The organism is Rhizobium sp. 01T417, assembly GCF_056398905.1.
Genome location: NZ_JBFTQH010000078.1, coordinates 1 through 6,539 on the forward strand (window position 1 = coordinate 1; position 6,539 = coordinate 6,539).

The 6,539-nt window shown below is 59.0% G+C and carries 6 protein-coding genes and 2 pseudogenes; 2 read left to right on the top strand and 6 right to left on the bottom strand.

Features of this window, described 5'->3' with window-relative positions:
* The 4 genes and pseudogenes from AC1DPR_RS31190 to AC1DPR_RS31205 all read right to left on the bottom strand — a co-directional run.
* Positions 1-323 (bottom strand): annotated as a pseudogene (locus AC1DPR_RS31190) (heme lyase NrfEFG subunit NrfE); the annotation flags it as partial.
* Positions 320-772 carry a cytochrome c maturation protein CcmE gene (gene ccmE / locus AC1DPR_RS31195; protein WP_477817936.1) on the bottom strand — a complete coding sequence of 151 codons (453 nt, stop codon included), beginning with the start codon at positions 770-772 and terminating at the stop codon, positions 320-322. The gene ccmE and the pseudogene AC1DPR_RS31190, both read right to left, overlap by 4 nt.
* Positions 773-776: 4 nt before the next feature.
* On the bottom strand, positions 777-1,898 hold the full coding sequence (gene ccmI, locus AC1DPR_RS31200; protein ID WP_477817937.1) for a c-type cytochrome biogenesis protein CcmI: 1,122 nt from the start codon (positions 1,896-1,898) through the stop codon (positions 777-779).
* Positions 1,899-1,960: 62 nt separating this feature from the next.
* Entirely contained in the window at positions 1,961-2,719 is a 759-nt protein-coding gene (locus tag AC1DPR_RS31205) for a response regulator (protein WP_477817938.1), read from the bottom strand.
* 740 nt (positions 2,720-3,459) lie between these two features.
* Between AC1DPR_RS31205 and AC1DPR_RS31210 the strand changes: the two genes are divergently transcribed.
* The gene (locus AC1DPR_RS31210) at positions 3,460-3,627 is read left to right on the top strand and encodes a hypothetical protein (protein ID WP_477817939.1); all 168 of its coding nucleotides are present in this window, start codon (positions 3,460-3,462) and stop codon (positions 3,625-3,627) included.
* 85 nt (positions 3,628-3,712) lie between these two features.
* Positions 3,713-5,008, top strand: coding sequence for a M16 family metallopeptidase (locus AC1DPR_RS31215; RefSeq protein ID WP_477817940.1), 1,296 nt, complete (start codon positions 3,713-3,715; stop codon positions 5,006-5,008).
* A 304-nt stretch (positions 5,009-5,312) separates the two neighbouring features.
* Here the strand turns inward: AC1DPR_RS31215 and AC1DPR_RS31220 are convergent.
* Both AC1DPR_RS31220 and AC1DPR_RS31225 read right to left on the bottom strand, forming a co-directional pair.
* Positions 5,313-5,485 (bottom strand): annotated as a pseudogene (locus AC1DPR_RS31220) (transposase); the annotation flags it as partial.
* Positions 5,486-5,582: 97 nt separating this feature from the next.
* On the bottom strand, positions 5,583-6,539 hold a 957-nt coding region (locus tag AC1DPR_RS31225), incomplete at its 5' end, for a calcium-binding protein (RefSeq protein WP_477817941.1).

Below are 6,539 nucleotides of genomic sequence, written 5' to 3' on the forward strand. Positions count from 1 at the left end.
GCGCTGAACAGCACCAGGATCAGCAGCCAGAGCATCATCGAGCCCTCGTGATTGCCCCAGACGCCTGACAACTTGAACAGCAGCGGCACAAGCGAATGGGAGTTCTCCCAGACGTTGGCGACCGAAAAGTCGGAGACGACGTGGGCGTAAGTCAGAACTCCGAAGGAGAACGCCACCAGCGCGAACATCGCCAGGGACCCCACAGAGGCCAGATCCATCATCGCACGGTCGAGGCGCCTTGCACCGATCACCGGCAGGATGGAAACCACGAGCGCCGTCGCCAGCGCCAGGATCAGGGCATAGTGGCCGATCTCGATGATCATTCCGGTTCTCCCGCGTGTTGCCACAGCCCCTGCTCTTTCAACTTGTCGGCAACTTCCTTCGGCATGTATTTCTCGTCGTGCTTGGCGAGTACCGTATCGGCGACGAATTCATGGCTCGCCCCTTCGAACCGGCCCTCGGTCACCACGCCCTGCCCCTCACGGAACAGATCTGGGAGAATGCCGGCGTACCTGACGCTCACGCTCTCTCCGCTGGGGTCGGTGACCGCGAATCGAACTGTCGATCCTTTCCCGCGCAGGATACTGCCTTCGCCGACGAGGCCGCCGAGACGTATGCGGGTTTCCGGTGCCACCGGCGTTTTCGCCAGATCGGAAGGCATGTAGAAATAGGCCACCGACTGGCTGAAGGCGAACATGACGAGCAGCACGGCGGCAATGATGAAGCTCATGCCGCCACCTATCACCGCCAGGCGCTTTTGCTTGCGTGTCATTCCGTCATTCCCTCTCAATGCCAAGTTCGCGCGCCAGTGCGACCAGTTGCTTTCCTTGTTCGCCCGTCGCAGGGAAGACCGCGAGCCCGCGCTGCAACGCGTCGACCGCGCGTGTTCTTTCGTTCAGCACGGCATAAGAACGCACAAGCCGCATGAAGCCGTCGAAATTGTTGGGCTCAGCCCGAAGCCTGCTATCAAGGCTTTCGACCATCGCCTGTATCTTGTACTGCGGCTCTGCCGCATCAGGGCTCTGTGTGGTCGAAAGGCCGCGTTCGCCTTTTGGTCGGTCCGACCCCTTTCTCCCTGTGGCGACAATAGGGCCTCCATTCCTGGCAATGTGCTCGTTGACGAGCGGCAGCCAGGGGGCATCTGCCGGAGAACTCCTGGCTATCGCCTCGAAAGCACTCCTTGCTTCAGCCTGACTGCCAACCTGCTCCTGGCCGAGTGCCAGATAGAATCTTGCGCGTGGGTTGTCAGGTTCAATAGCCAGTATCTGCGAGAGGACCACATGAAGGTTCTCGGCAACCGCCCCGCCAGACTGCGTTATCAACGCCGCCGCCAGTCCCTCGAGCCTCGAAACCTGCGGTCCGAGGAGACGAAGCGCGTTCCGGTAAGCTCGCTCCGCATCGGCTGCACGGCCCATTCGGAGATAGACAGGTGCTATAACGTCCCATCCGCGGCCGTCATTCGGGCTGCGAGAAAGATGGTCTTCGGTCTTCCTTACAAGAATTGCAAAATCCTGTCCCGGATCTGCCAGCCTTGCTTGCAGGGGGCGTGAGGGCATGTCAGGTGATCCAAGGGAGACGTACAGTCCGACACTCAGCAAGGGAAGAAATGCGACGACGACAGGACGGAGCCAGTAACCGGGCCGTTTTACCGATAAACGGCGTTCTGCCGCTTCGCTCTCCTTGAAAAGACGCCGCGCTGTCTCTGCCCGGGCCAACTCGTATTCAGTTGGCAGAATGTCTCCGGATGCAAGCTCGTTTTCGAGTTCCAGAAGCTGCTTTCGGTAGAGGTTGTCGGCTCCCCTTGCTTGTATCGGCCGAGCGCGCCCCGAAGAAAATGGATGCAGCAGTATGGCTGTTGTTGCGGTCGTCATCACCGCGAAGAGGATCCAGATAGTCATTTTTCCTGACGCCGTTGCTGGTCGGAAAATAGCCAAACCCGCAAGGCGCACATTGACGAAGATCAAATACTGGAAGAGTAGCTTCGCCGCCCCGTAAACACATAACCCACGCCGCGTACGGATTGTATGAGCTCCGGGCTCTTGGGATCTGTCTCGATCTTCTTGCGAAGCCGGACGATCTGGGCGTCGATCGCCCGGTCGAAGGCCTCGAGATTCCGGTTTCGGGTCAAGTCCATGAGCTTGTCGCGCGACAGCACACGACCCCGGTTGCGGACTAACACGAGCAACATGTCGAACTCGCCGGTGGTCAGGGACACGTCGGCGCCCAAAGGAGAGGTGAGCCGCCTTCGCGAGACGTCGAGCCTCCAGCCTTCGAACTCCAGGCTTTCCTCGTCGAGGGCGCCGGACTTGGAAAGCAGGCCCGAGGAGGTGCGCCTTCTCAGCACGGTCCTAAGCCTCGCAAGAAGCTCTCTGAGATGGAAGGGCTTGGCAATGTAATCGTCGGCGCCGACCTCAAGGCCAACCACCTTGTCGGTGACATCGTCCTGCCCGGTCAGCATCAGGACCGGCACGTCAGAGGTGCCACGAAGCTCACGCAGCAGTTCGAGACCGTTCTCTCCGTTCGGCAGTACCAGGTCGAGGAATATGGCCGCGTAGGATTCCCTTGCCAATTCGGAGCGCATGGCTGTGCCGTTACCGACGGCCGTCACTCGGAATCCGTTGTCCTCAAAATAGCGAACTAGCATCTGTCTTATGCGCGCGTCATCGTCGACGACCAGAATACGGTCAGCGTCCATCTGTGCCTTGTGCCCTACTGTCATCCTTGCATCCAGATAACGTAGGATGAGGGACAATGCCACCGGTTCGCAGGCAGTTGATGCCGGTTGCGCTTTTCTGTCCGCAAAACACCTGGCGCGTTGAACCCCGCTTGTGCCCAGGCGGGGTCTCTTCGATTTCAGTCCGAAAATAGGAAATTCTACGAATATCTTCTCAGCGCCGTAGAGGTCACCGTGAGTGGGCGTCGAGAACGGGTATAGGCCGCGACGCAGGGTCGGGAGAACCTGGGCCAAGGGCTGCGTCGAATCAGCCCTTGGCCTGAACCTTGAACACGTGGAACCCATTGAAGCCGTCGCCCGGATCTCGAAGGATGTTCAACTCGCGAGTTGTCAAAACCCGGAGAGGTAGCCCGCCACTCACTTGGCAATCCGAGCGAGGTCAACGCGTATATCTCGGACCGCGCCCGGCAGGTCCTCCACTTCCTTGGAGAACTCCTGGGCCGCAACGCGTACGTCCATTGGAAAACTCCAGAGTTTTTGGTGGAGGTGAAGCCAGCGCTGCAATTGCGTTGACGTTCCGTTATTGCTATCAAATGCCCGCCGCGCACCCATTGCGCGGCGGGGCGTCGAAACCCCTCGTACAGCGGCTCAGTGCAGCCGTAGAATGCACTCTCCGGTCAAAAGTCGGGGAGGCCTACGCGCATGTTCAGGGCGCAAGCCTAAAGGCGTGGGCGCTCTCCTGTACGAGAGTTTCGAACTCCCCGGCTTTGACCTCGGAGAGTCGGATGAAACTTGTCGCAAAAATCGTAAAGCGTTCTGGAAATGTCGCAGTCGGCTTCGCGCTGCTTCCATTCGCAATTGTCGCGCTAGCTGCAATGATTTTGATCGGAGCGCTGCAGTGGGCAGAACTTCACGCCGGTGAAGAAGCTGCCTCAAAGCGGATGTGGCGTTGACGGATCACCCTGGCCAACTAACCGAGTTTGCGGCAGCTTCCGCTGCCGCCTCGGTTCCTGCAGCATCATAGAATTTGGAGTTACAATGAATATTGACCACTCCTGCCTTGCAAACGGCCTTCAAGTTGTCTCGATTGCGTTCAGGGATTTTGAAAGCGCCGTGGTCGCAATTATGATCCGGGCTGGTTCCAGGGTTGATGGAGCCGCTCATGGAACCGCCCATTTTCTCGAACACATGGCATTCAAGGGCACACGGCACCACGCGTCCGATGAGATTGCGCAGCGGATTGAAAGCCTCGGGGCGACAATCAACGCGGTTACGGGCAAGGACTACACGCTCTATTATGTTGAGGGGCTGAAGGAAATGCTTCCTGAAGCGGTCGCGATCCTGACAGAGGTAGTGATATCCCCTCGACTCGACCCTGAAGATATGGATGTCGAGAGACAGATCATTCTACAAGAAATTCTGCAAGCCCAGGATGATGCGGCGGTCAGTGCGCTGGCGGGGTTGGCGCAGAGGGCCTATCCCGATCAGAGCCTCGGAAAATCAGTTCTGGGCACCCCAGAGACAGTGGCACGGCTAAGCCGTGCAGATCTGATGGACTTCGTTGTCGAGAACTATCAGCCTGAAAACATGATATTGATCGCGGCTGGCGGCATATCCCACCATGATTTGGTTGTGCTTGCCAACCGGTTTCTGGATCCCATGCAGGTCTCCAGCCGAACGCGCAAAGAAGCACCCAAGGCGGCCTACTCAGGCGGACTTTTTTTGCAGACCCGATCGGAGTTAAGTCAGTCTATCGTAGCCTGCGCATTTCCAACGGCATGGGCAGGTGACCGTCATCGCTACGCCGTTCAAGTCCTTGCGGAGGCATTGGGAACGGGAATGTCGTCCCCCTTGTTCAGATCAATCCGGCGGGACCATGGTCTGGCGTATGAGGTCGGAGCGTGGTCAGAACACGGTTCCGATTTCGGTTTATTCGGCATGTATGCGGCGACATCGGCAACTCATGTCGAAGATGCCCTCCGGCTGATGGGCATTGAACTTTCGAAGATGGCAGCGGCGGACAATGACGAGGCCGTACATCGTGGTAGAAACAAATGCCTCGTCAACCTCGTCCGCGCCCGGGAAACACCGTTTGACGCGGCCCGCATGGTCGGCACGGCTATGCTGACATTTGGCACGATCGTATCCCCGGAGGATGAGATCAATCGAATCCGAAGCGTCACGACACGAGATGTGAGGGAGGCCGCGTCAACACTGATCGATATGGCGAAACCCACAATCGCTGTTGTCGGTCAACCAGAGCCCATTGACTACGAAGAGGTGATGCTTACCACAATCAGGTCGGTGCTCGGGAGCACGTCCTCCGATCGGTAAATTGGATATGGGGTGACGGTTGGCGACCACAGGTCGGCCGGATTGATGTCGCGTGCCTTGCGGGTCAGCAGGAAGTGCTGGCCGAATTCGTCGTTGGGATCAGGCCGGGAGCATCGGCGGGTACGGGACGACGGACAAGCAAGACGTCATTGTTCGATCGGCGGATGACGGAACTCGCAACCGTCAGAAGCGGCGCCGCCGCCGCTGGGGCGCAACGGCTGGCAGAGCTCGGAAAAGAGTTCCTGCCAGCTGAACATCGATTGAGCATGCTGAACTCCTGCACATACCTGTGCATCCGGAAGCAGATCGTCTTGGCATCCGGAACCTTGTCAGAAAGGCCGAGCCCGAGAAACCGCATGAACGACAACGGTCCTGGATGACGAACTCTGCCTGGTCGTCCGAGAGTTTGTAGAGCGCCTGCAAGACCGGGATCTTAAACATCAGCACCGCTGGAAACGGCGGACGGCCGCCCTTCGATCCGTCGGATCGCTTCAATGCCTTTGCCAACGGATTCTCGAATACAGCCCAGGGGTGGCCTGCGCAACAGCGATCAACCAGCAGCGTCGATCGTTGCTTACACCACGACGAAATCCGCATGCGTCAGCGCGAGCCCGGTGCCGAGGGTGGCGAACTGGACTGCAGCACCGGTTCCGTTCCCATCGGCATCGTAGCTCAACGCGCCGGTGATAGGATTGTAGATGATGCGGTCGTTGGCATCGTGCGCTGCCTCTCCGATGTGGAAAGCCGTTTCCGTGAGGATGGGCGCCGGTCCTAGCGCCGCGAAAACTGCCTTTGAAAGTCGGATTGTATCTGCTGCGGCGTCAAAGTCCGTAATCGTGTCGACGTTCCGTGTTGCATCTAGCTGCCGATCGAAGACGAAGGTGTCCGCGCCGGAACCGCCAGTGAGAAGATCATTGCCCGCTCCGCCGTTAAGGATATTGTTTCCGTCATTGCCGATGAGAACGTTGCGCTGCGCATTGCCGGTGGCGTTGATGTTGGCGGTGCCAAACAGCGTCAGGTTCTCGACCGCGCCAAGCACATGAGTGGTATCGGCCAGGCTGAAGCTGATCCTCGACAGCACAGTATCGATGCCGTTCGAACCGGCCACGCTCTCGTCGACGATGTCGCCGGCATTGTCGACGACGTAGGTGTCATCACCWGCGCCGCCGCRCATTCTGTCGGCGCCGGCACCACCATCAAGGATATTGCTGCCGGCATTGCCGGTGAGCACGTTGTTCAGCGCATTGCCGGTGGCGTCGATGTCGGCGGTGCCGAGMAGCGTCAGRTTCTCGACYGCGCCAARCACATGCGCGGYATCRGCCAGGTTGAAGCTGATCGCCGACCGCACGGTGTCGATGCCGTTCGAACCGGTCGGGCTCTCGTTGACGATGTCGTCGGCGTTGTCGACGACGTAAGTGTCATTGCCGGCACCGCCAGCCATGACATCGGCACCGGCGCCGCCATYGAGGACATTGACGCCGGCGTTGCCGGTGAGCGCGTTGTTCAGCGCATTGCCGGTGGCGTTGATGTT

What these genes read in the sequence shown, in the direction of transcription:
- AC1DPR_RS31210 (WP_477817939.1), top strand. Translation starts at nt 3,460, where the DNA reads ATGAAACTTGTCGCAAAAATCGTAAAGCGTTCTGGAAATGTCGCAGTC.
- AC1DPR_RS31205 (WP_477817938.1), bottom strand. Translation starts at nt 2,719, where the DNA reads ATGACAGTAGGGCACAAGGCACAGATGGACGCTGACCGTATTCTGGTC.
- ccmE (WP_477817936.1), bottom strand. Translation starts at nt 772, where the DNA reads ATGACACGCAAGCAAAAGCGCCTGGCGGTGATAGGTGGCGGCATGAGC.
- AC1DPR_RS31215 (WP_477817940.1), top strand. Translation starts at nt 3,713, where the DNA reads ATGAATATTGACCACTCCTGCCTTGCAAACGGCCTTCAAGTTGTCTCG.
- ccmI (WP_477817937.1), bottom strand. Translation starts at nt 1,898, where the DNA reads ATGACTATCTGGATCCTCTTCGCGGTGATGACGACCGCAACAACAGCC.